Below are 23,394 nucleotides of genomic sequence, written 5' to 3' on the forward strand. Positions count from 1 at the left end.
CAACTTAGTGAAGGCCGAGGATTGCGGTACGGCGTCGGGGCGCCGACGAGACAGCGGAACCGCCGACCGTGACTTCAGCACGACTGTGAACGTGATCGCCAGCGCACCGTAGACCATCAGGAGGCCCGCCACGAAAGCGACGGGAGAAATTTCTGGAAGCATCGCTACCGCCCCCTGACCGGCTGGACCCCGAAGACCGCCGGGGAGATCGAGATACCCAAATCGGCAAACCGGTCGGTGAATCTCGGACGGACCCCTGTAGGGATGGGCTTGCCGAGGAACCGACCGCTGGCGTCAACGCCGGCTGAGTAATCGAAAACGAAGGCGTCCTGCAAGGTGACGATGTCGCCCTCCATGCCTTGAACCTCCGTGATATGCGTGACTCGGCGGGAGCCGTCCCGAAGCCTGGAGATGTGCACGATCAGGTTCACGGCCGAGGCCACCTGCTCACGGACGGCCCGCAAGGGGAGGTCCATGCCGGCCATGAGTACCAGGGTCTCAAGTCTGGCGATGGCATCCCTGGGTGAGTTGGCGTGCACCGTTGAGATGGAGCCGTCGTGGCCAGTGTTCATGGCCTGCAACATGTCAAGGCACTCACCGCCGCGGACTTCGCCGACGACGATTCGGTCCGGCCGCATGCGCAGCGAATTCCGGACAAGGTCACGGATGGATATTTCACCCTTGCCTTCGATGTTCCGGGGCCGGCTTTCCAACCGGACGACGTGGTCCTGCTGGAGTTGCAGTTCCACGGCGTCTTCGATGGTCACAATCCGGTCCGAGGGGGGAATGAACGAGGAAAGTACGTTTAGCAGGGTCGTCTTGCCAGTGCCGGTGCCGCCGGAAACGATGATGTTCATCCTGGCCTGCACGCAGGCCTGCAACAGCTCGGCCATCTCAGGGGACAGACTGCCCATCGAGATCAGGTTGTTGACAGTCAGCGGATCCCTTCCGAACTTGCGAATGGTCAGCGCGGGTCCGTTCACGGCCAGTGGCGGAATGATGGCGTTGACTCGGGAGCCGTCAGACAGCCTGGCGTCCACCAGAGGCGAAGACTCATCGATGCGCCGGCCCACGTTGGACACGATTCGTTCGATCACCCTGCGGAGGGCCTCATCCGACGTGAACTTCGTGTCCGTCAGGTGCAGCTGACCGTCGCGTTCCACGTAGATCTGGTCAAAGCGGTTGACCATGACTTCAGTGACGGCAGGGTCGTCCAAGAACCTCTGAATAGGCCCGTGACCGAGGATGTCGTCGATGATCTCACGGATCAGCCGCTGGCGTTCCTGGCCAGTGAGCGGGATTTGTTCTTCCTCGACCACCAGTTTGAGCTCGTCCTTGACAGACTGATGGAGCTCAGCCTCACCGATGGACGAGTCGGTAATCCTGGAGCCCAGACGTTCGAACAGCGCTTGGCTGGCCCTCTCTTTGAGCGCATTGAGCGCCTCGCTGGCGATGGAAGCGGTCTGCTGGACCTCAACAACGTCGCTCCGCGCCTCGGCGGCTGTCTTGGCCTCGTGAATGCGACCAAGCGTTGATGGGGACTGGAATACATCCACCGGAGCCGAATGCTGTGGCTCCTCGGGCTTTCCGGCGGGGGCCTCCCCGCGCAGTTGCAGGAATCGGTCTGTGAGGCTCACTGGAATACCGCCCTTCTGTGCAGTTGCTTGTGAGTTCTTGCTTCCCACTCGGGCCTGAAGCGCTCAACCAGCTGGCGCAACCCTTTAGAGGCGGGATCCCGGCTGCCGTCCTGGAGGACGGGAACTCCCTTGTTCGTGGAGAACGGCAAGTTCTTGGAGCGCGGCAACACCACATCAACTGGGGCGCCGACGGTCGCCTCGACATCCTTGAGAGTCAAGCCCGCCCGCCGATCCGCCATGTTCAATACGATGTGGCGTCGCTCCGGCACCAAGTTGAGTTCCTCCAAGATTTGGAAGCCAGTCCGCATGCCTCTGATGCTCGGAACATCCATGCCGCAAATCCAGACCGCATCCGTAGCCTGCTCGAGGGTCGCCAGAACATGTTCACCCAGGCCCGGAGCCGTATCCACCACGATGTAGCGGAATTCCTGCCGCAGCTGGTCCAACATGTGGGAAACGTGTGCCCCCGTGATCCGGTCCATTTCGATGGGGGTACGCGGTGCGCACAGAGCGTAGATGCCAGCAGGGTGGACTGTGAGATAGGTCTTGAGGACCATGGAGTCCTGGCTTGCGGCGCCCATCACGGCATCCGTGATGGTGAACTCAGGCTCGAGCATCAGCCCGCTGGCCACATCACCGAACTGGAGGTCGAGATCGACGATCACCACACTCATCGGTGAGGCTTTTCCGAGCCCAACCGCGAGGTTCGTAGCCACCGTGGTCTTGCCTACACCGCCCTTGGGCGACATCACCGCGATAACGCGGCCAGCGCCGCCATGATCGACGTGCTCTGACGTCTGAGGGGCGAGTCCGCGCCGCCGGCCGGCCGCCGCCAGGCTGGCGCGTTCCAGCATGATGCGGATGGTGTCGGTGTCGGCTGCCGGATCCAGGAAGTCCCGAACGCCGGCCCGCATGGCCTGCAACACTGCCTCGGGGGTAGCCGTGGCGGCCAGCACAACACTGATTTCCGGGTACTGGAGGTCCACAACGGAAGCCAGCTTGAGCGACCCCTCCACCGGCAGGCCGGGTCCGAGGATCAGGACCTCCGGGGGTTCGCCCTGCATCTGGCGAAGAATGTCGGATGGCCCTTCGGGGAGATAGTCGACCTGAAATACGTGCAGGCTGCCGTGGAGTCCGGTGACGGCGAGACGGACCAGCCGTTCAAAATCGCCGTTTGGGCTGATCAGTACGAAGCGGCTCATCGGAACAACCCCGCAGTGTCTACGGCACCGGTGCTGGACTCAAGTGCATCGCCCGGTTCCTTGGACAGGTAGATCTTGCCGAACTCCGCGGCGAAGACGATTCGTTCTGCGTCGGCAGAGTTCCTGGCCAAGGTAATGAGGTAGTTGCCGTCGCTCTGGGTATTGCTGCTCGATGTCGAAGAAACCTGGCTGGCACCCGAAGCAGTATCCGAAGCGCCAGTCTGCGTAGCTGCGCCGTCGCTGAACTGCGCCGCGGTTACCAGGACCTTGTGAAAACTGAGTTGAGTCTTGCTCGCTTTGCCGCCCGCCTTTGAGTCAGCGGCCTGTTCCAGCGAGAGGAAGACTCCCACGGTGTCGCCGGCCTTCAGTACCCCGCCGGCCACGCGTTCAATGGGTAGTTTGAGCGTGACTTCCTGGAGCCCGGAGGGAACCTGGACCCGGGACGGGCCGAGGTAGGCGTTCTGCTCCACCATCCGCGAGGACAGCAACTGCTCGCCGGGCATAAGGGCCACGGCGGAGACTTTCGAGCCCAGGGATGCCAGATCCGTCACCGTGTTTTCGGCGACGGCGAGTTTGGGTACTGATTTAGTCGTGACGGAGGCAGCGATCGTCTCAGCGGAGGCTCCAGCCGGAATGGCTTTCTGGACAACATAGATTGATTCTGTTTCCGTACCGGCCAGTGCTCGTTTATCAGCATTCTGCACGTAGGTGACCAGCAAGACTGTTCCAATAATTGCCACAAGTAATGCGGCGATGCCCCCCAGCAGGCGTGTTTTCATGATATCCCCTTAGAATTTCTTATTTAACTAATTTGATCTGAGCGGTGCCGAAATCTGTGCCGGTTCCGGAGCCGCCGAAGGAATCAATGGTTTCGAACTTCACAAATTGGCCGATAATGCAGCGATCATTGCCGGAGTCGCAGGCCAGGTCCGCAGTCATCCCGGGGTCGCCCGCTGAGTTGCGGAACTCGTAGGAGTGGTTGTTGCCGAACTTCCAGCCCCAGATTTTGAAGGTGGCGTAGCCGATAATGTGGAAGGCGCCGTTCTGTCCCTGATTAGTGGCATTGTCGAAGATCGGGAATGCTACGTTGACCGCACCCCCTGCCAAGATCGTCGCTTTCCAGCCGTCGAGGATCGTGGAACAACCGCTCGGCGGATTGTTGCCGGGGTCCGAACCCATGTTGTTGTCCCCGGTTTGGGTCGTTGCTACGCAGGGGGAGCTCTGATCCAGCCAGCCCCACCCGCCCGGGATCTGTGTCCCTGACGGACCAGTGCAGGTTCCGCCTGGCTTGTAGGCGATCTTTTGGACGTCGCCGGTAGGACTCGCCCCGGAGAGGTTGTAGCAGTGATTCGAGATCGCCAGAGGGAATCCGGAACCGCCGCTCGGAGGGTCCATCGATGCCGTGGCGGCGGCGCGGACCGTCACCGGCGGTGCATTCAGCGCGCTGGCGAACATCTTTGTAAGAAAGCCATTGGCGCCGCTGCGGGTGGAAGTGACGACCTTCACCTGGCGTGGAACGGAAAGATCCACGGAATCCACAGTGGTGGCGCCGTCGTTGGAGTTCGCCCCGGTGAGCTCTTCCGCCCAGAGTTTTGCCTGAGCGACTGTGCAGCCGCCGGCCCTATTGCACTGTTGCGCAGCGGCGATCGCTCCCGCGTCCGCAGCGTTTTGCAGTTGTGCGCGTTCGGCGTAGATCTGGCCGGTGTCGACGGCCAGAGCCCCGGCTCCGATCAGCACCAGCATCATCACTGCGACCAGGACGCCGGCGGCGCCGCGTTCCTTGTCGTGCTTCACTTCACGGGCGGCTTTTAGCCGTGGCATCGCATGGCTCCTGTCCCGCGAACGGTGACGGCAGTGCCAAAGATCCCGGTCATGGTGTTGGCCGTGTAGTTAACGGTGACCTGGGCATTGCCGGTACTGCCGTCGGGGCAGGCCCCCGTAAAGGTATACGCGAAGCCGGCCGGGCTGAGCCCAGGTGCGCCAGCCACGGCGGCCGCCTTGGCCTGTCCTTGATTGTTGAAGATGGCCATCGTCCTGGCGGCTTCGCGGGCAGCCTGGGTGACGGAAATCTGCAGGTTATACGTGTACGAAAATTCAATGATCCCGCCGACGAGGGCGAGAAGGACGGGCGCGACAAGTGCGAACTCGACGGCGGCCGCCCCCCGTTCACGTCCGTGCGTCCGAGATCCGGGCGCTCTTGGCCTGCTGCGTTTCATTGGATCCCCCCCGGGATAGATGCAGCTTAAAAAGGGAAGGTGTGCCGCGTCCGCGTTCTGCGGACGCGGCACACCCTGTTGCTGAGACCTGTAGTTGAGTCTGGCGGGCTAGACCCAGAGGGCGACCCGGCCGCCGAGGTTGGTGAACCAGGTGTTGAGGGCGGTGCCGAAAGCGCCGACGCCGATAACGATGCCGAGAGCAATGAGACCCACCAGCAGCGAATATTCCGTCGCGGTGGCTCCCTTTTCTGAGGTGAGCTTGTCCTTGACGCCGGCAACAAAAACGAGCATTGAGACCATGAGACCAGTCATTTTATTTATCCTTTTCCAGAGTTTTGAATATTGAACGAATTTCCAGCAAATCCCCGATTGCTTATTTGCTGGATCTTCGTTGGAACAACATTTGCACGGCCGCAATCGGCACGGCAATGATGTTCGATACTCGACTTTTTGGAGGAAAAAATGGGTATCACCTGCCCCGAAACCGGGGTGTACTCAGTTTCCAAGTAGGGCAGGGGCTCGATTACTTGGTTTGATCAGCCGTCTTACTTAATTAGCAGTCCAGGTGAAGGCGGCGACCACCTAGGGGAGCAGCAGGGTGATTGCCAGGGCGGCGGCCAGCATCGAGGGCCCGTAGGGCACTTCCTTCGGCTTGTTTCCGCGGTTTTTGAGGACCCAGAGCGTGGAGGCGACGCCACCTGCGACGAACCCCAGGGCACCACCGTAAAACAACTGGGACCAGCCTAGGTAGCCCAAGTACAGTCCGAGCGGGGCTGCGAGCTTCACATCGCCCATTCCGAGGCCGTTTCGGCTGGTCAGGGCCAGAAAAAGGTACAAAACGAACAATATGGCGGCGCCGGTGACCCCGCGTAGCAGGTTACCTGCCTCGCCGGACACCGCAGTTGCGGCCCCGAGGAGTACCAGGCCGGCCCCCAGTAGCGGCAAGACCATTCGGTTTGGCAACAGATGGTGGATTATGTCGATCCGCGCCAGCTGGACGCCGGCGACCGCCAGTAATACGTAGGCCGGAAGCTCCGGGGAGGCGCCGAACCGCCACGCAATGAGTGCGGACAGTGCAAAGGTGGCCGCCGCCGTCGTGATTCTCGTGCGAACGGTCACCGGCCCGCCCAGGTGGGGGAGTGTGCGCCGGATGATGAAGTCGGCCAGCAGGGACAGGCATGCGGCGGCGAGACCAACACTGGCTATGAAGGCGATGAAGGGAAGTCCGGTGAGCGGCCCGACCGGCTGCGCCAGGAGGGTCGGCTGCCCAAGCAGCAGGTAGATGGTGCCGGCGGCGGGATCGGACACGGTTCCTCCAAGGATGTGACGGGCCGGCACGGGGCTGTCTGACGAAACAGGGAGCAGACAGGATGCATCCGGACACCCCATTTTGACCCAACAGGCCGCCGTCGGCTATTCTTGGTAGTCGTTGTGCGTGTCCTATCTCGATGGTGCGTGCCCGCTTGAGAATCCGGTTGCAGGATAGCTACTCAACGTGCACATTCGAGACCTCAGGATGACTGGTTACATGGAGCCCTCACCTCTGTTCCGGTAGCGCATAGATAGTAGGTGCACCGTAAGAGTGACGCCTAAAACAAGAACGCCAGAACAAGAACGAGGCAAACACCGTGCGTACGTACACCCCGAAGCCCGGCGATATCAACCGCCAGTGGCACGTCATTGACGCCACCGACGTTGTCCTTGGTCGTCTTGCCAGCCAGACCGCAATCCTGCTGCGCGGCAAGCACAAGGCCACCTTTGCGTCCCACATGGACATGGGCGACTTCGTCATCATCATCAACGCTGAAAAGGTTGCCCTCACCGGCGCCAAGCTGGAGCAGAAGCGCGCATACCGCCACTCCGGCTACCCGGGCGGCCTGACCTCCGTCAACTACGCGGAGCTGCTTGAGTCCAACCCGGTTCGCGCCGTGGAGAAGGCCATCAAGGGCATGCTCCCGAAGAACTCCCTCGCTGCACAGCAGCTGGGCAAGCTGAAGGTGTACCGCGGTGCAGAGCACCCCCACGCCGCCCAGCAGCCCAAGACTTTCGAAATCACCCAGGTCGCCCAGTAGTCCTGGCCACCAACCAACTTTTTATCAAGGAGAATCGTGGCTCAGAACGAAGAACTGACCACCGAAGCCGTTGAGGCTGAGGAAAACCTGACCAGCTACACCTCGGAGAGCGGTGCTGCGGAAGCAGCTGCGCCGAAGAAGGAACGCCCGGCACTGACCGTTGCCGGCGCTGCAGTTGGCCGTCGTAAGGAAGCCGTTGCGCGCGTTCGCGTTGTGCCCGGCTCCGGCAAGTGGACCATCAACGGCCGCGAGCTGGCGAACTACTTCCCGAACAAGCTGCACCAGCAGGACGTCAACGAGCCCTTCAAGATCCTCGATCTTGACGGCGCCTACGACGTCATTGCCCGCATCCACGGTGGCGGCATCTCCGGCCAGGCCGGTGCCCTGCGCCTCGGCATCGCCCGTTCGCTGAACGAGATCGACACCGAGAACAACCGCGCCACCCTGAAGAAGGCCGGTTACCTGCGCCGTGACGCTCGCGTCATCGAGCGCAAGAAGGCCGGTCTCAAGAAGGCCCGTAAGGCTCAGCAGTACTCGAAGCGTTAATTCTGCTTCCAAGCGCCTTTGGCACTTGCACGAAAGCCCGTCCCGCCACTCGGCGGGGCGGGCTTTCGCCGTTTCACGCGTTCCTAACGGCCAAAGCGGAAATATTGCGCACCGTCGATATCTTCGGCAACGAATCGCTGCCTTACCCACTCGACGATTCTGGCCGACTCGCCACGGCCCTCAAGAGTCTGCGGCGGAAGCCCCTGGATCACGACGGATCCTATGCGGCCCTCCATGACAAAGACTTTGAACTGCTCCAGGGTTGGAAACGGGTCAGTGCCATCAAAGCCACCGAGCGGCAACACCGCCCTGCCCAGGCTTAATTGATAATTAGCTGCCGTCTCCGAGCCCACGACAGCTGCGGCCCACGTCTCGGACGACGGCGACTGACGGAGCCTCTCCAGCAGCGATCGTGACGGCAGATCTCCGTACGAAACCGACAGGTAGCTTGCTGGAATGTCCGGTGAGGCGCGGGAGCTGTCATCGGTCCGCGCCCCGAGAATACTGGGCCCGGCGATAACGCCTGCCCCCGAATGAGGGCTCAGGACAGTATTCCCGGACCAGATGAGGGGGCCGGTGAACAACGCGACAATGACTAGAGGGGCCGTCATCTTTGCCACTGTGGTGTTGGGTGGCCGGACCAGGACCACCGCGATTGCCAGCCCCCACAGCAGCAGGATGAACACAGGGAGCCATGGAAATTCGTCAGCGGAGCGCGAGACCGTGACAAAGGCGAAAATCATGCTCGCGATCAGGGTGAGGCCGAACAAGATACGGATTCTGAGCCGTTGCCTGCCCCGCAGGAAGCGCACCAAGGCCATTGCTGCCAGGAAACACAACGGCGGGACCGCCGTGAGCACGTAGTAGGAATGAACAATTCCTGACATGAAAGCGATCACAGTTGCGGCGCAGACAAACCAGACGCAGGATGCCAAAATGAGCGGGCGAGCCGCGGGCGGCCCCTGACGCCGCCACAAACACCAGATGCCCACGCACAGGCCCGCAACTGCGAGTGGAAGAAACCAGCCGCTTTGGCCGGAAAACTGCGGGTGAAGGAAGCGCTGGAAGCCCACATCCAACACTTCCGAGGGCCCAGTGACGTCTACGCTCATGGTCCTGCTGGCGTCCACGCCTGTGAGACGATCAAGCCCGTTGTAGCCCAAAGTCAGTTCGATGACGCTGTTGTGCCTGGATCCGCCGATGAAGGGTCGGTTGGCAGGGCTCGTTAGCTGGACCAGGAGCAACCACCATCCCCCGGCAAGCAAAGCCGCCCCGAGTGCCCCCAACAGCTGCAGGAACCGTCTGACCATCGAGGTCCTTGCAAAGACCAGGTAGGTCGCGCCCACGGACGGTAACACCAAAAGGACTTGCAGCTGTTTTGTCAGGAACGCCGCGCCCGTAAGAACGCCGGCCAGCAGAAGCCACCGGAACCTGGAGCTGTCTACGGCTTCGAGGGTCGAGTACACAATGCCAATCACGAGCAGCGTCAAGAGGGCATCTGGGTTGTTGTAGCGGAAGATGACTGTGGCGACCGGGATGGCGGCCATAAAGGATCCAGCCAACAGTGCAGTCGCCGCATCAGTGCGTTTGCGGACCATGCGGTAGAGAAGATACACGCTAAGGACGCCCATGAGGGCTTGGGGGAGCAGCAGGCTCCAAGAATTCAGTCCAAAGAGCCGGACCGACAGTGACATGACCCAGAGGCTGAGCGGGGGTTTGTCCACGCTTATGGCATTGCCTGGATCCGAGGAACCGAAAAGGAAAGCCGTCCAATCGAGCGAGCCGGACATCGCGGCCGCTGAATAGAACGAATTCGCCCATCCGTTGCGGTCCAGGCCCCACGCGTACATCAACGTAGTCGACGCAAGGAGGACCAGCAACGCCGGGCGTTCCCAAGTTGGATCCGCAGATGGGCCTCGAATAATCTTCGAAAGTTGCCGCCCGAGTATGCGATGGTGCGGCCGGACCCCAGATGCCCCGATTGCGCGGCCGAGGCCAGCAGTGGTTCGACTCAATGTACCGGCCCTGGGGCTGGCGCCAGGCCGCGCGCGGCAGGGCGACCTTCGGCACGAGCCGTTCGAAATACCCACGCGCGCAGCAGCACAAACCTCATGAGGGTTGCAAGAATGTTCGCTGCTGTAAGCATCATCAGCTCGTGGTTCGCGGGGGCCTCGGGATTGACCGCATGGAGGATGGCCAGTGACGACGACGTTATTAGCCAAGCCAGCAAAAACACCACAAGTCCCTGGAACTGGTGGGCGAACAGCTTCGCAGGACCTCGGATGCCAAACGTAAACCGGCGGTTGGCGGCGGTGTTGCCGACGGCGGTCAGAAGTAGCGCAAGGAAGTTCGCCTGTTGCGCGCCAAAGGGCGCTTGCAGGGTCAGATAGAGCAAAGCAAAAATGATGGTGGAAGCCCCGCCCACCAATCCGAACCGCAGTACCTGACCGAAGAAGCTCGGTCGTCCAGGTGGAACGATGGGCCGCCGTCCCAGCTCGGCGTAGATTGCTTGTACGGGAATGCTTCCCCTCAGGAGTGCACCTGCAACGCGGACCAGGCCACGGAGATCGTCCACAGCCGTCTGTTTGATATTGACCCTGCTGTCGGGGTCGTCAACCCAGTCCACGGGGATTTCATGAATCCGGAGGCCGGAGCGCTCTGCAATGATCAGCAATTCCGTGTCGAAGAACCAGCCATTGTCCTCAATGTGGGGGAGGAGCCGCTTAGCGACATCTGCACGGATGGCTTTGAATCCACATTGGGCGTCCGAAAAACGCACCTGCATGGTCCGCCTCAGCAGAAAGTTGTACGCGCGGGAGATGAATTCACGCTTGGGACCCCGGCTGACCCTGGAGCTCTGCCCCAGTCTGGTCCCGATGGAAACATCAGAATGCCCCGACAATAGCGGAGCGACCAGTGGAGGAAGGGCGGCGAGGTCTGTTGACAAGTCAACGTCGAGATACGCCAAGACCTTGGCTGAGGACGCGCTCCAAGCATCCCTCAGCGCGAACCCGCGCCCCTTGACCTCCAGCCTGCGATAGGCGACGTTAGGCAGTTGCGCAGCCAAACGCGAGCCAATAGCGCCTGTATTGTCCGTGCTGGCATTATCCGCGATTGTAATTTGCCACGTTGAAGGCATTTCCTGCAATAAATAATTCGCGAGCTTCGTGATGCTCTTTTCGAGTACCGACTGTTCATTAAAGACCGGTACAACAATTTCAAGCGCCAAGCCCCCAGAGCTAGGTGTCATGCCACGAAGCATAAACGGACACCGGAACGGGGGGCGAGCAATTTGGAAAAATAGAGTACACGAATCTCTGGAACCAAGTAGTCGACGGCGGCTTCCAGCCCGACATGGGCTCGTCCGGGCCAACGGAGCGGTCGGGTCGAAAGATGACCGAAACCGACGCGCCACCGCGTACGGCCACCCATCGACTAAACTTGGGCCGATGTCTAGATTATTTGGAACCGATGGAGTCCGGGGCCTGGCGAACGGGTTGCTGACCGCCGAGCTCGCCTTGCAGCTGGCCCAGGCCGCCGCCGTCATACTTGGCCATGACCGCAACACGACCGGAAAGCGGCCGATCGCAGTGGTGGCACGCGACCCGAGAGCCAGCGGCGAGTTCCTCGCGGCTGCCGTCGAGGCGGGGCTCTCCAGCTCGGGAATCGACGTCTACGACGCCGGCGTGCTGCCCACCCCGGCCGCCGCCTACCTCGTGGCGGACCTCAACGCCGACTTCGGCGTCATGATCTCCGCCTCCCACAACCCCGCGCCGGACAACGGCATCAAGTTCTTCGCCCGCGGCGGCCAGAAGCTGCCCGACGACGTCGAGGACGCCATCGAAGTGCAGCTCGGCAAGGAGCCCTTCCGGCCCGTCGGCGGTGAGGTGGGACGCATCCAGCGCTTCTCCGACGCCGAGGACCGCTACATCGTGCACCTGCTCGGCACGCTTCCGCACCGCCTGGACGGCCTGAAGGTCGTCCTCGACTGCGCCCACGGCGCGGCCAGCGGCTGTTCCCCGCAGGTGTTCAAGGACGCCGGGGCCAACGTGATCGTCATTGGCGCCGAACCTGACGGGCTCAACATCAACGAAGGGGTCGGCTCCACGCACCTCGGCCCGCTCAAACGGGCCGTCCTGGACCACGGGGCGGACCTCGGCATCGCGCACGACGGCGACGCCGACCGCTGCCTCGCCGTGGACCACGAAGGCAACGAGGTGGACGGCGACCAGATCATGGCCATCCTGGCCGTGGCACTCAAGAACGCCGGAAAGCTTAGGGACGATGTCCTCGTGGCCACCGTCATGAGCAACCTCGGCCTGAAGATCGCCCTGCGCGACGCCGGGATCAGCCTGCGCGAAACCGGCGTGGGGGACCGCTACGTCCTCGAGGAAATGCGCAACGGCGGCTACAGCCTTGGCGGCGAGCAGTCCGGGCACGTAATTTTTGCCGACCACGCCACCACCGGCGACGGCGTACTGACCGGACTGCAGATTGCCGCCCAGGTGGCACTCACCGGCCGCCCGCTCAAGGAGCTGTCCACGGTGATGACCAAGCTGCCCCAGGTCCTCATCAACGTCAAGGGCGTGGACCGTACCCGGGTCAAGGGCGATGCGGTGGTGGCACAGGCAGTATCCGCGGCAGAATCCGAACTCGGCGACACCGGACGCGTCCTGCTGCGCCCCTCGGGCACCGAGCCGGTGGTGCGCGTGATGGTGGAGGCCGCAGACCACAAAACCGCCCAGGGCGTCGCGGAGCGACTGGCCCAGGTGGTCCGGACCGAACTGGCTTTGGAGCTCGTCCCCGAGTAGCCGGCCGGCAACCGTTTCGTCCGCGAATCGCTGTGCCCGGCGACGCCGGGTTTCCCCACCTGTGCCCGCGTCCGACGGCGTGTGGGCCGGTTGCGCCGGCGTGTGCCGGCGTCGTGGTGGCAAAGATGGGGAAATTCCGCGCGGACCGACGCTGCCCCACGGGTAGGCGGGCGCCGCCCTACAAGTACGCCGGGGCGGCTTCCAGGCCGAAGTATTCCTCGAGCGTGCCGATGCCGCGGGCGCGCATGTCCGCGGCCGCCTCCTTGCCGATGAAGCGCAGATGCCATGGCTCGTAGAAATACCCGGTGATTTCGTGCAGCATCCACGGGTAGCGGACCACGAAGCCGAAGCGGTGGGCATTCGCCTTTGCCCAGATCGCCGCCGGACGGTCCTTGAACTGGGGCGTGAAAGAGTCCGCCCCGCTGCCGTCGCCGATGTCGAACGCCCAGCCCGTCTGGTGCTCTGAGTAGCCGGGCCGGGCCGAGGCGGTGTCTGCCTCCGCCTGTCCGCGGGAATTCACGTAGCTGCCGTAGGTGGCCCGCTGCGTCGCGAACGAACGGTACCCGCTGGCCAGGGTGATGATGACGCCGTCGGCAGCCGCGGCCGCGAACATCCTCTCAGCCGCTGCCGCCGTCGTGCCGTTCACCAGCGCCGCCTCGCCCGACGTTGCCAGGCGGACGGCCGGCCGGGCCAGGTCAGGCGGCACAAAGGTGGCGGGGGAGAGCGGGCGGTGTTTGTTGACGACCACCCACGGGCTGGTGGGGTCCGAGAGGGAATGTTGCGGCCCCGGCGCCGCGGCCGAAGGAGGGTGCGCCGCGGCCGATGGAGTGACAGACGGCGCCGTCGTCGGCGTCTGTGCCGCCGCAGTGGTGCTTTCCGGAACGGAAGCCGACGATGAGCTTGCCGGCGGGGTCGACGCCGCGGCGGCGTTCGGCGTCGAACTGCCCGTGCCCGGCGTCGGCCCCGGCGTGCCGGACGGGGTGAAGGACTGGGCCGGGGTGCAGGCGGACAGCGCCGCGAGGCCCGTGCCCGCCAGCAGGAGGCGGCTGAAGGCCCGGCGGCTCGGCGATTCCTGGCCGGCTTCCTGCCGTCCCGCCGTCCCGTCCGCGTCGTCGTAGCACATCTGTGCTAGACCTTCCTCAGCAGCATCCGGCGGATGGAGTGGTCGGCGTCCTTGGTGAGGACCAGTTGCGCGCGGCCCCGGGTCGGGAGGACGTTTTCCTCGAGGTTGGGCTCGTTGATGCGCTTCCAGATCTCACGGGCGGTCTCTTCGGCCTCGGCATCGGAGAGGGTTGCGTAACGGTGGAAGTACGATTCCGGCTGGGCGAAGGCTGTGCTCCGCAGTTTGCGGAACCGGTCCACGTACCACTCCTCGATATACGAGGTCTTCGCGTCGACGTAGATGGAGAAATCGAAGAAGTCACTCAGGGCCAGGCCCTGCCTGCCGTCCTGCCGCGGCCGGGCCGGGGCCAGGACGTTCAGCCCCTCGACAATCAGCACGTCCGGGCGGCGCACCACCACTTCCTTGCCGGGGACGATGTCATAGGTGACGTGGGAATACCAGGGGGCCCGGACCTCCTCGGCGCCGCCCTTGATCTCGCTCACGAAGCGCAGCAGGGCACGGCGGTCGTAGGACTCCGGAAAACCCTTGCGCTCGAGCAGTTGCCGGCGCTTGAGCTCGGCGAGCGGGTAGAGGAATCCGTCCGTGGTGATGAGCTCCACGTTGGGGGTGCCGGGCCAGCGCCTGAGCATTTCGCGCAGGACGCGGGCGATTGTGGACTTGCCCACGGCCACCGAACCGGCCACGCCGATCACGAACGGCGTGCGCTGGGTGCTTTCGCCGAGGAAGGTGGTGGTGGCCGCGTGAAGCTGGCCCGCGGCTTCCACATAAAGGTGCAGGAGCCGGGACAGCGGCAGATAGACCTCGCGCACTTCCTTGATGTCGAGGGGGTCCCCGAGGCCGCGAAGGCGGAACACATCCTCTTCATTAAGGGGCTGCTCCATCTGGGCAGCGAGCCGGGACCAGGTCTGCCGGTCCAGCTCCACGAACGGGGAGACACCTTCCCCGTTCGCTTCATTGCGTTGCAAAGTCACCCTAGAGATTCTGCCCTTCACAACGCCGAGAGCGAAATGGACTGGCCGGTGGAAGCCGGGGCAGGCCGTCCTGAGCCCCGCGCAGGGGCCGTCACGCCCCGCCGTCCCACGTCCTCCCTCCCGGAAACCCGCTAGGCTTATGACCATGTGTGGAATCGTTGGATATGTGGGCCACTCAGATGGCCGGGTAAATGCTGGACACAATGCCTTGGACGTTGTCCTTGAAGGATTGCGGCGCCTGGAGTACCGCGGCTACGACTCCGCGGGTATCGCTGTAGTGGCCGACGGCACGATTTCTTCCCGGAAGAAGTCCGGCAAACTGAGCAACCTCATTGCGGAGCTGGACGCCCGCCCGCTGCCGGAATCCCTCACGGGAATCGGCCACACGCGCTGGGCGACGCACGGCGGCCCGACGGACCAGAACGCGCACCCGCACCTGTCCGACGGCGGCAAGCTGGCCCTGATCCACAACGGCATCATCGAGAACTTTGCCGAGCTCAAGCTCGAGCTCCAGCGCAAGGGCGTCACCTTCGAATCCGAGACCGACACGGAAGTGGCGGCCGCCCTGCTCGGGGATGTGTACCGGAACCAGCTCGGCGGTGACGCCGGCAACGGCGGCCTCACCCGGGCCATGCAGCTTGCCTGCCAGCGGCTCGAAGGCGCTTTCACGCTCCTCGCCGTCCACGCCGACCAGCCCGACGTTGTGGTCGCTGCCCGCCGGAACTCCCCGCTCGTCGTCGGTCTCGGCGAAGGCGAGAACTTCCTCGGTTCCGACGTCTCCGGCTTCATCGACTACACGCGGCGCGCTGTGGAACTCGGCCAGGACCAGATCGTCACGATCACCGCCGACTCCGTGGAAATCACGGACTTCTACGGGGCCCCCGCCGAGGGCAAGGAATACCACGTCAACTGGGACCCGGCCTCGGCGGAAAAGGGCGGCTTCCCGTCCTTCATGGAAAAGGAAATCCACGACCAGCCGGATGCCGTGCTTCAGACTTTGCTGGGCCGTTCCGACATCCACGGCAAGCTGACGCTTGATGAGCTCCGCGTCGATCCGCAGCTGCTCAAGAACGTCAACAAGATCATCGTCCTCGCGTGCGGCACCTCCGCCTACGCCGGGCAGGTGGCGAAATATGCCATTGAGCACTGGTGTCGGATCCCCACCGAGGTCGAGCTCTCGCACGAATTCCGCTACCGGGATCCGATCGTGGACGAGAACACGCTGATTGTCTCCATCTCCCAGTCCGGCGAGACCATGGACACCCTCATGGCGGTCCGCTACGCCAAGGAACAGGGCGCCAAGACCGTCTCCATCTGCAACACCAACGGCTCCACCATCCCGCGGGAATCCGACGCCGTGCTCTACACGCACGCCGGACCCGAAATCGCCGTGGCCTCGACCAAGGCGTTCCTGGCCCAGATCACGGCCGCCTACCTGCTGGGCCTTTATTTGGCACAGCTGCGCGGCAACAAGTTCCAGGGCGAGATCAAGGACATCCTGGCCGACCTGGGCAAGATCCCGGCCAAGATCCAGCGCATCCTCGACAACGAGGCCCAGATCAAGGAACTCGGCCAGTCCATGGCTGACGCCAAGTCCGTGCTGTTCCTGGGTCGCCACGTCGGTTTCCCGGTGGCGATGGAGGGCGCGCTCAAGCTCAAGGAACTCGCGTACATCCACGCCGAGGGCTTCGCCGCCGGAGAACTCAAGCACGGCCCGATCGCACTGATCGAGGAAGGCCAGCCCGTCTTCGTGGTGGTCCCCTCCCCGCGCGGCCGCGACTCGCTGCACTCCAAGGTGGTCTCCAACATCCAGGAAGTCCGTGCCCGCGGCGCCAAGACGATCGTGATCGCCGAAGAAGGCGACGAGGCCGTCAAGGCGTACGCCGAACACGTCTTCTACATCCCGGAGACCCCCACGCTCCTGGCGCCGCTGCTCGCAACGGTTCCGTTGCAGATCTTCGCCCTCGCACTCGCCTCGGCCAAGGGTTACGACGTGGACCAGCCACGCAACCTGGCCAAGAGCGTGACCGTAGAATAACGCCATGATTGTTGGCATAGGCGTAGACGTCGTAGACATTGAGCGGTTCGGGCGCCAGCTTGAGCGCACCCCCGGGCTGCGCGACAGGCTGTTCGTCCCCGCCGAGCGGGAACTGAACACGCGGTCCCTCGCCGCGCGGTTTGCCGCGAAGGAGGCCGTGGCCAAGGTGCTGGGGGCGCCGGCCGGCATGAACTGGCAGGACTGCTGGATCGGGCTGGACCAGAACGGCCCCACCGTCCAGGTCAAAGGCACCGTGCTGGCCGTGGCGGAGTCCAAGGGCGTCAAGCGCTGGCACTTGTCCATGAGCCACGACGGCGGGATCGCCACGGCGACGGTTGTCGCCGAAGGCTGAGACGGCCGTCCAGGCAGAACCGGCCCCAGCGCCGAGCATTCCCCAGCGACCGCGAATGGACTGAAACCATGATCAGCGCCTACACCGGAACCCAAGTGCGAGAGGCCGAAAAGCCATTTCTCGACGACACCCTGGGCTCCGGTGCGGGCGCTGTTCTTATGCAGCGGGCCGCGTACGGCCTCGCCAACGCCGTGATCCGCGAACTGCGGAGCCGCGGGCAGCGGCTGTACGGCTCCAGCGTGGCCGTGCTGGCGGGCAAGGGCAACAACGGCGGAGACGGGCTCTTCGCCGCCGCGCTGCTGGCCCGCCGCGGCATGCGCACGACGGCGGTGCTCACCGCGGGCGCGGCCCACGACACCGGGCTGGCGGCGTTCCGGAAGGCCGGCGGGCATGCCGTGGCCCTCACCGGTGACAACGCGGCCGAACTCGCCGCGCTGGCCGGCGGCGCCGACGTCGTGATCGACGCAGTCCTCGGGACCGGAGCCCAGGGCCGGCCGCGTGGACCGGCCGCCGAACTGGTCGCGGCCCTGGAGCGTTCCCGGCCAGGCTCCCGTTCCCCCTTGGTGGTGGCCTGCGATATCCCCAGCGGGGTGGACGCGGACACGGGGGAGGCGCACGCACCGGTGCTGGCGGCCGACATGACGGTGACCTTTGGGGCCGCCAAGGCCGGCCTGCTGGCGGACCCGGGCGCGGACTTCGCGGGCGCCATCCGGGTGGTCCCGATCGGAATCGAGCAGGCGCTGCCATGGCCGTCCCTGCGACGGCTTGAGGCCGCAGACCTGTCCGCCCTCCTGCCACGCCCGCAGCGGCGGGCGCACAAGTACTCCCGGGGGGTGCTGGGGGTGGTCGCGGGCTCCGGCGCTTATCCCGGCGCCGCGGTGCTGGCCTGCCAGGGCGCCCTGGCAGCCGGCGCCGGAATGGTGCGGTACCTGGGGCCGCCGGACGTCGCCGACCTGGTTCGCCGTTCCTGTCCCGAGGTGGTGTGCAGCGCCGGCGCCGTGGCCGACACGCACGTTCAGGCGTGGCTCGTTGGCTCCGGACTCGATGACTCCGATGAGGAGCAGTTGCAGCGCGCCCGTGACGCCGCAGACTCGGGCCTGCCGACGATCGCCGACGCCGGCGCGTTGCCGGCCCTGCCTGATGTGCTCGCCCCGCAAGTGATCCTGACACCCCACGCCGGCGAACTGTCGGCATTGCTTCAGCGCCTCGGGGCTGGGTTGGACCGCTCCGCCGTCGAAGCATCCACCCTCAGCGCTGTGCGGCGGGCTGCGGGCCTGACTGAAGCCACCGTGCTGCTCAAGGGCGCCACGACCCTTGTGGCCTCCCCCTTCCAGGACTTCTTCAGCCAGTCCGAAGGCACGCCCTGGCTCGCCACAGCAGGCAGCGGCGACGTCCTGGCCGGAGTCATCGGCGCGCTGCTGGCCCAGTTGGGCGCCGACGTCGGGCGCTTCGGTGCATATGACATCGACCCCGACGCCAGATGGGCGGCGATCGCGGCGATGGCAGCCAGCATCCACGGTCTTGCCGGAGTCCGGGCTTCCCGCGGGGGGCCAGTGACCGCAACGGCCATCGCCCGTGCCGTTCCGGAGGTGATGCGGGAGCTGTAACAAACGGGGGCGCTCCGAGCGCCCGGGCAAATACTAACCCTACTTACAAGTAGTCTGTCTAGAGAATATTCGTTCCGCACGAGGAGTACACATGGAAGTCTGGCCCGGATCGGCTTACCCGCTGGGAGCCACTTTTGACGGCACTGGCACCAACTTTGCCCTGTTCAGCGAGCGTGCCGAGCTGGTGGAACTGTGCCTCCTCGCTGACGACCTCACCGAAACCCGGATCGAACTGACCGAAGTGGACGGCTACGTGTGGCACTGCTACCTGCCGCAGGTCCAGCCCGGACAGAAGTACGGCTACCGGGTCCACGGCCCGTACGAACCCGAACACGGCAACCGCTTCAACCCGAACAAGCTGCTGATGGACCCCTACGCCAAGGCCGTCCAGGGCCAGATCGACTGGGACCCGGCGCTCTTCACCTACGAATTCGGCGACCCCGACTCGCGCAATGACAGCGACTCGGCCCCGCACACCATGCACGGCGTCGTCATCAACCCGTTCTTCGAGTGGGACGGCGACCGCCAGCTGCGGATCCCCTACCACCAGTCGGTCATCTACGAGGCGCACGTCAAGGGCCTGACCGAGCTCCACCCGGAAATTCCCGAAGAGCAGCGCGGCACCTATGCCGGCGTGTCCCACCCGGCCGTGATTGAGCACCTGAAGAAGCTCGGCGTCACCGCGATCGAGCTCATGCCCGTCCACCAGTTCGTCAACGACGGCACGCTCGAGGAGAAGGGCCTCAACAACTACTGGGGCTACAACACCATCGGCTTCTTCGCCCCGCAAAACACCTACAGCTCCTCCGGCGACGTCGGGCACCAGGTGCAGGAATTCAAGGCCATGGTCCGCGAGCTGCACAAGGCCGGCATCGAAGTGATCCTGGACGTGGTGTACAACCACACCGCTGAAGGCAACCACCTCGGCCCCACGCTGTCCTTCAAGGGCATCGACAACCAGGCCTACTACCGGCTGGTGGACGATGACCTGAAGCACTACATGGACTACACCGGCACCGGTAACTCCCTCAATGTCCGGCACCCGCACTCCCTTCAGCTGCTGATGGACTCCCTGCGCTACTGGGTGACGGAAATGCACGTCGACGGCTTCCGCTTCGACCTCGCCTCCACCCTGGCCCGCGAGTTCTACGACGTGGACAAGCTGTCCACCTTCTTCGAACTCATCCAGCAGGACCCGATCGTCTCCCAGGTCAAGCTGATCGCCGAGCCGTGGGACATCGGCCCGGGCGGCTACCAGGTGGGCAACTTCCCGCCCCAGTGGACCGAGTGGAACGGCAAATACCGCGACACGGTCCGCGACTTCTGGCGCGGCGAGCCCTCGACCCTGGGCGAATTCGCCTCCCGCCTGACCGGTTCCGCGGACCTCTACGAAAGCTCCGCCCGGCGCCCGGTGGCCTCGATCAACTTCGTCACGGCGCACGACGGCTTTACCATGCGCGACCTCGTGTCCTACAACGAGAAGCACAACGACGCCAACGGCGAAGGCAACAACGACGGCGAATCCCACAACCGCTCCTGGAACTGCGGCGAGGAAGGGGACACGGACAACGACCAGGTCCTGACCCTCCGTGCCCGCCAGCAGCGCAACTTCATCGCCACCTTGCTGCTCTCGCAGGGCGTCCCGATGCTCCTGCACGGCGACGAGCTCGGCCGCACCCAGCAGGGCAACAACAACACCTACTGCCAGGACTCCGAGCTGAGCTGGATCCACTGGGACGCGATGGACCAGCCGCTGGTGGAGTTCACCGCCGTCGTCAACAAGATCCGGCACGACCACCCGACGTTCCGCCGCAGCCGCTTCTTCGACGGCCGCCCGGTGGTCCGCGGTGAGGGCGAGAAACTGCCGGACATCGTCTGGCTGAAGACCGACGGCACCGGAATGCTCCCGGAGGACTGGGGCAGCGGCTTCGGCCGGACCATCGGCGTGTTCTACAACGGCCACGGCATCCAGGAACAGGACTCCCGCGGACGCCGGATCACCGACGACAGTTTCCTGCTCGGCTTCAACGCCCACGACGGCGACGTGGACTTCGCCCTGCCGGCCGAGGAGTACTCACGGTTCTGGGACGTGCTGGTGGACACCGCAGACCAGGCGGACACTGAGGCCCCGCTGAAAGCCGGGTCCGTGCTGAAGCTGGCGGCAAAGTCGATGGTGGTGCTCCGGGCCCACTCCGGCCCCGAGGTGGAGGTGGACTACTCCGCGGCAGCCTCCCTCGCCGCGATGGCCGAGCACGAGGATTCGGCGGATGCAGGTTCTGCGGTCCAGGCACCGGAAGCTCCGGCGGACCCGGCACCGGAGGCGCCGGCTCCGGCGGACCCGGCTCCGGAGGCCCCGGCAACCGGCGCCTCCAAGGGCTCGGCTAAAGCCTCCGGCTCGAAAAAGGCGGGGGCCGACAAGCCGAAGACCCCGAAGGGCCGGGCTAAATGAGAACCCCCGTCTCGACGTACCGGCTGCAGATCCGGCCCGGGTTTACGCTGCAGGACGCCGCGCAGACCGTGCCGTACCTGAAGTCGCTGGGCGTGGACTGGATCTACCTCTCGCCGATCCTCACGGCGGAGCGCGGCTCGGACCACGGCTACGACGTCACCGATCCCTCCGCCATTGATCCGGACCGGGGCGGCGCGGACGGCCTGCTGGCGGCGTCGGCCGCCGCGCGGGAGGCCGGCATGGGGGTGCTGGTCGATATCGTGCCCAACCACGTCGGCGTCGCGACCCCGGCCCAGAACCCGTGGTGGTGGTCGCTCCTGAAGGAGGGGCAGCAGTCCCGCTACGCGCAGGCGTTCGACGTCGACTGGGACTTCGGCGGCGGCCGGGTGCGGATCCCGGTGCTGGGGGACGACTCCGACGTCGACGCGCTGGAAATCAAGGACGGGGAACTGCGCTACTACGACCACCGCTTTCCGCTTGCAGAGGGCACGTATACCGCAGGTGACTCCACTGCAGACGATCCCCGCGAGGTCCACGACCGTCAGCACTACGAACTGATCGGCTGGCGCCGGGCCGACACGGACCTGAACTACCGCCGGTTCTTTGCCGTCAACAGCCTGGCCGGGATCCGGGTGGAGATCCCCGAGGTCTTCGATGAAGCCCACGCGGAGGTTGTGCGCTGGTTCCGGGAGGGGCTCGTCGACGGGCTGCGGATCGACCACCCGGACGGCCTCGCCGATCCGGAGGGATACCTGCACCGGCTGCGGGAGGCCACGGGCGGCAGCTACCTGCTGATCGAGAAGATCCTGGAACCGGGCGAGGCCCTGCCGGCCGGCTTCGAGTGCGAGGGCACCACCGGCTACGACGCCCTCGCTGACGTGGACCGGGTGTTCGTCGACGCCGCGGGCCAGGGCCCGCTTGACGCGCTCGACGCCGAACTGCGCGGCGGCGCTGCCGACTACGAGGACATGATCCGCGGCACCAAACGCCGGATCACGGACGGAATCCTGCACTCGGAGATGCTCCGGCTGGCACGGCTGGTCCCTGCCGCGGCAGGACTGGGCCAGGAAGCCGCGGCGGACGCACTGTCCGAGATCATCGCCGCGTTCCCGGTCTACCGCAGCTATCTTCCGGAGGGTGCTGACGTCCTGAAGGAGGCATGCGAACTCGCGGTCCGCCGCCGCCCCGAACTGGAAGGCGCCGTCGGCGTGCTGCTGCCGCTGCTGCTCGACGCGCAGGCAGCCCCCTCCGCAGAACTGGGCATGCGCTTCCAGCAGACCTCCGGGATGGTCATGGCCAAGGGCGTGGAAGACACCGCGTTCTTCCGCTACACCCGGCTGGGCACCCTGACCGAAGTCGGCGCCGACCCCACCGAGTTCGCCGTGGCACCGGAAGAATTCCACACCCGGATGGCCCGGCGCCAGGCCGAGCAGCCGTTGTCCATGACCACCCTCAGCACCCACGACACCAAGCGCAGCGAGGACACCCGGGCCCGGATCTCGGTGCTGGCCGAGCTCGCACCGGAATGGCAGGCATCCCTGCAGCGGCTGCAGAAGCTGGCGCCGCTGCCGGACGGCCCGCTGGCCAACCTGCTGTGGCAGGCCCTAGCAGGCGTCTGGCCCGCAGACCGGGACCGGCTGCAGTCCTACGCGCAAAAAGCCGCCCGGGAGGCCGGGAACTCGACCAACTGGATCGATCCGGACGAGGCCTTTGAAGCGAAACTTGCAGCCGCCGTCGACGCCGCCTTCGACACCCCGGAGGTGACCGCCGAACTGGAGTCCCTCGTGGCCCTGCTGGAGCCCTACGGGGCCGCCAATTCCCTGGGCGCCAAGCTCGTGCAGCTCACCATGCCCGGGGTGCCGGACGTGTACCAGGGCACCGAATTCTGGGACCGCTCGCTGACTGATCCGGACAACCGGCGGCCGTTCGACTTCGGTGCCCGCCGGCGCGCCCTCGCCGCGCTCGACGCCGGTGAGCGTCCGGCGTCGTTCCTGGACGAGGCAGCGAAACTCCTCGTCACCTCGCGGGCCCTGCGGCTGCGCCGGGACCGTCCGGAGCTGTTCACCGGGTACGCCCCGGTCACCGCCACGGGCGACGCCGCTGCGCACCTGCTCGCCTTTGACCGCGGGACTCCCGCAGCCCCGGGCGCGCTGACGCTCGCCACCCGGCTGCCCCGCGGCCTGGAGCAGCGCGGCGGCTGGCAGGACACGACCGTCGAGCTCGCCGCGGCTATGGCCGATGAACTGACCGGTGCCACACACGGTCCGGGCACCGTGGCGGTGGGGGAGATCCTGAGGGACTACCCCGTGGCCCTCCTGGTGCCCACCGCCTAAGCAGTCCTTCGATATGGGGAAAAGTACCGACATGGGG

General features: G+C 65.0%; 20 protein-coding genes. 9 read left to right on the top strand and 11 right to left on the bottom strand.

Going from position 1 to position 23,394, the window contains the following annotated elements; all coding sequences use genetic code 11:
• Window positions 1-164 precede the first annotated feature (164 nt).
• The 7 genes from AC1D1A_RS04315 to AC1D1A_RS04345 all read right to left on the bottom strand — a co-directional run bounded on the left by AC1D1A_RS04315 (window position 165) and on the right by AC1D1A_RS04345 (window position 6,363).
• On the bottom strand, window positions 165-1,637 hold the full coding sequence (locus AC1D1A_RS04315) for a CpaF family protein (protein ID WP_476947201.1): 1,473 nt from the start codon (window positions 1,635-1,637) through the stop codon (window positions 165-167).
• The gene (locus AC1D1A_RS04320) at window positions 1,634-2,839 is read right to left on the bottom strand and encodes a CpaE/TadZ family protein (protein ID WP_476947202.1); all 1,206 of its coding nucleotides are present in this window, start codon (window positions 2,837-2,839) and stop codon (window positions 1,634-1,636) included. Before AC1D1A_RS04320 ends, AC1D1A_RS04315 begins: the two co-directional genes overlap by 4 nt.
• Window positions 2,836-3,618 (bottom strand): Flp pilus assembly protein CpaB, encoded by a 783-nt coding sequence (gene cpaB / locus AC1D1A_RS04325; RefSeq protein WP_476947203.1) that lies wholly within the window; start codon window positions 3,616-3,618, stop codon window positions 2,836-2,838. The genes AC1D1A_RS04320 and cpaB overlap by 4 nt, the downstream gene beginning before the upstream one ends.
• Window positions 3,619-3,637: 19 nt before the next feature.
• Complete coding sequence (locus tag AC1D1A_RS04330) at window positions 3,638-4,633, bottom strand: pilus assembly protein TadG-related protein (RefSeq protein ID WP_476947204.1); 996 nt, start codon at window positions 4,631-4,633, stop codon at window positions 3,638-3,640.
• Window positions 4,634-4,647: 14 nt separating this feature from the next.
• Window positions 4,648-5,055 carry a TadE/TadG family type IV pilus assembly protein gene (locus AC1D1A_RS04335; protein ID WP_476947205.1) on the bottom strand — a complete coding sequence of 136 codons (408 nt, stop codon included), beginning with the start codon at window positions 5,053-5,055 and terminating at the stop codon, window positions 4,648-4,650.
• Between the two features lie 108 nt (window positions 5,056-5,163).
• Entirely contained in the window at window positions 5,164-5,367 is a 204-nt protein-coding gene (locus AC1D1A_RS04340; protein ID WP_476947206.1) for a Flp family type IVb pilin, read from the bottom strand.
• A gap of 270 nt (window positions 5,368-5,637) precedes the next feature.
• On the bottom strand, window positions 5,638-6,363 hold the full coding sequence (locus AC1D1A_RS04345; protein WP_476947207.1) for a prepilin peptidase: 726 nt from the start codon (window positions 6,361-6,363) through the stop codon (window positions 5,638-5,640).
• A gap of 320 nt (window positions 6,364-6,683) precedes the next feature.
• Between AC1D1A_RS04345 and rplM the strand changes: the two genes are divergently transcribed.
• Window positions 6,684-7,127 (top strand): 50S ribosomal protein L13, encoded by a 444-nt coding sequence (gene rplM / locus AC1D1A_RS04350; protein WP_015937805.1) that lies wholly within the window; start codon window positions 6,684-6,686, stop codon window positions 7,125-7,127.
• Between the two features lie 36 nt (window positions 7,128-7,163).
• Window positions 7,164-7,673 carry a 30S ribosomal protein S9 gene (gene rpsI / locus AC1D1A_RS04355; RefSeq protein ID WP_018773707.1) on the top strand — a complete coding sequence of 170 codons (510 nt, stop codon included), beginning with the start codon at window positions 7,164-7,166 and terminating at the stop codon, window positions 7,671-7,673.
• An 83-nt stretch (window positions 7,674-7,756) separates the two neighbouring features.
• On the opposite strand, the gene AC1D1A_RS04360 is transcribed toward rpsI, so the two are convergent.
• Together AC1D1A_RS04360 and AC1D1A_RS04365 are read right to left on the bottom strand one after the other, a co-directional pair.
• Complete coding sequence (locus AC1D1A_RS04360) at window positions 7,757-9,523, bottom strand: glycosyltransferase family 39 protein (protein ID WP_476947208.1); 1,767 nt, start codon at window positions 9,521-9,523, stop codon at window positions 7,757-7,759.
• Window positions 9,524-9,684: 161 nt separating this feature from the next.
• A complete protein-coding gene (locus AC1D1A_RS04365) occupies window positions 9,685-10,902 on the bottom strand; it encodes a bifunctional glycosyltransferase family 2/GtrA family protein (RefSeq protein ID WP_476947209.1) in 1,218 nt (405 codons plus the stop codon).
• A 220-nt stretch (window positions 10,903-11,122) separates the two neighbouring features.
• On the opposite strand from AC1D1A_RS04365, the gene glmM reads away from it, so the two are divergent.
• Window positions 11,123-12,484: a phosphoglucosamine mutase gene (glmM, locus tag AC1D1A_RS04370; RefSeq protein ID WP_476887047.1), complete on the top strand. Its 1,362-nt coding sequence runs from the start codon at window positions 11,123-11,125 to the stop codon at window positions 12,482-12,484.
• 178 nt (window positions 12,485-12,662) lie between these two features.
• Here glmM and AC1D1A_RS04375 read toward each other — a convergent pair whose 3' ends face one another.
• Window positions 12,663-13,232 carry a M15 family metallopeptidase gene (locus AC1D1A_RS04375; RefSeq protein WP_476931096.1) on the bottom strand — a complete coding sequence of 190 codons (570 nt, stop codon included), beginning with the start codon at window positions 13,230-13,232 and terminating at the stop codon, window positions 12,663-12,665.
• 79 nt (window positions 13,233-13,311) lie between these two features.
• Here AC1D1A_RS04375 and AC1D1A_RS04380 point away from each other — a divergent pair, with 79 nt between their 5' ends.
• Window positions 13,312-13,602, top strand: a complete 291-nt coding sequence (locus AC1D1A_RS04380; protein ID WP_476947210.1) for a hypothetical protein — start codon at window positions 13,312-13,314, stop codon at window positions 13,600-13,602.
• Window positions 13,603-13,612: 10 nt separating this feature from the next.
• On the opposite strand, the gene coaA is transcribed toward AC1D1A_RS04380, so the two are convergent.
• Window positions 13,613-14,578: a type I pantothenate kinase gene (gene coaA / locus AC1D1A_RS04385; protein ID WP_026266484.1), complete on the bottom strand. Its 966-nt coding sequence runs from the start codon at window positions 14,576-14,578 to the stop codon at window positions 13,613-13,615.
• Between the two features lie 145 nt (window positions 14,579-14,723).
• On the opposite strand from coaA, the gene glmS reads away from it, so the two are divergent.
• From glmS to treY, 5 genes are all read left to right on the top strand, one after another.
• On the top strand, window positions 14,724-16,616 hold the full coding sequence (gene glmS / locus AC1D1A_RS04390; RefSeq protein ID WP_223913835.1) for a glutamine--fructose-6-phosphate transaminase (isomerizing): 1,893 nt from the start codon (window positions 14,724-14,726) through the stop codon (window positions 16,614-16,616).
• Between the two features lie 4 nt (window positions 16,617-16,620).
• A complete protein-coding gene (locus AC1D1A_RS04395; protein ID WP_018773713.1) occupies window positions 16,621-16,968 on the top strand; it encodes a holo-ACP synthase in 348 nt (115 codons plus the stop codon).
• A gap of 68 nt (window positions 16,969-17,036) precedes the next feature.
• Complete coding sequence (locus AC1D1A_RS04400) at window positions 17,037-18,575, top strand: NAD(P)H-hydrate epimerase (protein ID WP_476947211.1); 1,539 nt, start codon at window positions 17,037-17,039, stop codon at window positions 18,573-18,575.
• A gap of 91 nt (window positions 18,576-18,666) precedes the next feature.
• Window positions 18,667-21,024: a glycogen debranching protein GlgX gene (gene glgX, locus AC1D1A_RS04405; protein ID WP_476947212.1), complete on the top strand. Its 2,358-nt coding sequence runs from the start codon at window positions 18,667-18,669 to the stop codon at window positions 21,022-21,024.
• On the top strand, window positions 21,021-23,357 hold the full coding sequence (treY, locus tag AC1D1A_RS04410; RefSeq protein WP_476947213.1) for a malto-oligosyltrehalose synthase: 2,337 nt from the start codon (window positions 21,021-21,023) through the stop codon (window positions 23,355-23,357). Before glgX ends, treY begins: the two co-directional genes overlap by 4 nt.
• The last annotated feature ends 37 nt before the right edge of the window (window positions 23,358-23,394 follow it).

This window comes from Arthrobacter sp. P1_B9 (assembly GCF_056406495.1).